1 protein-coding gene is annotated in these 1,041 nt (G+C 37.8%); it reads right to left on the bottom strand.

The window, feature by feature from the left end; translation table 11 throughout:
• Positions 1–1,005, bottom strand: a protein-coding gene (locus HT699_RS10115; RefSeq protein ID WP_172934337.1) for an IS630 family transposase whose coding sequence is annotated in 2 segments (ribosomal slippage) — positions 1–510 and positions 509–1,005 — 1,007 coding nt annotated over the 2 segments. Because the reading frame shifts where the segments join, the coding sequence is not laid out codon by codon here. This gene is flagged as partial in the annotation.
• Positions 1,006–1,041: the final 36 nt, after the last annotated feature.

Genomic DNA, 1,041 nt, shown 5'->3' with positions numbered 1-1,041 from the left:
GTGGACTTTAAAACGCTTTTTTCCAGTCCTTGAATAACTTCTTGAAGCTTATCAATGACGGCTTCCAATGTTTGGAAAGCCTTATTTTTGAAACCTCGTTTTCGAATTTCTTTCCAGACTTGTTCAATAGGGTTCATTTCTGGTGTATAAGGTGGGATAAAAGCCAACTCAATATTACTTGGAATCTCTAAGGTATTTGATTTATGCCATATAGCATTATCCATGACAAGTAAAATATAGTCATCTGGATAAGCTTGTGAGACTTGCCTTAGAAATTCATTGATCCACTCAGTATTGCATCCTCCAGCAATGAGGAAAAAGGAATCTCCTGTCTGAGCATCTACTGCCCCATAACAATAGCGATATTCTCGCATATAATGACTAGGAATGCTAGGTCGGATTCCTTGAGGAGCCCAACAAGAACTCATCTTACTGATTCTTCCGAAACCAGCTTCATCTTGGTACATCAAACGTACTTTGTTATAAGTCCCCTCTTCTTTAAAGCGCTTACTTAAGGTCTCGAATGTAGATTTTATTTTTAGACGTCTCAATTGTCTGAGCGTCTGCCTTCTTGGGATGCTCAGGTCGAGGAGTGACCGTTCGCCAACCATGTCGTTTCAGGAGATAATAGAAACCATCACGTGTGGAAGTGCGACCAATCTCTTTTTGATAGGCTTCAAATAACTGATTGACAGTTACAAATTCCCCAGCCTGAGCAGCTTCTATATGACGTTTTAGAAATGCTTGTTCTTCTTCGTAAGTCATATATTCTCTATGACGTCCACCACGGGTCTCCTGAAGAAGCGCTTCTAAACCAAACTCCTTATATTTTTTCAAATTCCTCCAAACAGTTGTTTTATTGCAATCTAGCAAATCCATGATTTCCTTATAACTCTTTTCTTTTGAGCGAAAATAAATAATCTGTAGACGTTTGTGATATTTGGCGTACGATGAATCTCTTAGGAGTTGTTCAATTTTTTGTGTTTCTTCGTTTGTAAGTTTCATAACTACTATTATAAGATGTTTTTTGATTTTAGTCCA

Source organism: Streptococcus sp. 1055 (genome assembly GCF_013276815.1).
In the GTDB taxonomy this organism is placed as follows: Bacteria; Bacillota; Bacilli; order Lactobacillales; family Streptococcaceae; genus Streptococcus; species Streptococcus pseudopneumoniae.
The sequence above is the reverse complement of the archived record's forward strand: the minus strand, read 5'-3'. Positions and strand labels throughout refer to the sequence as shown.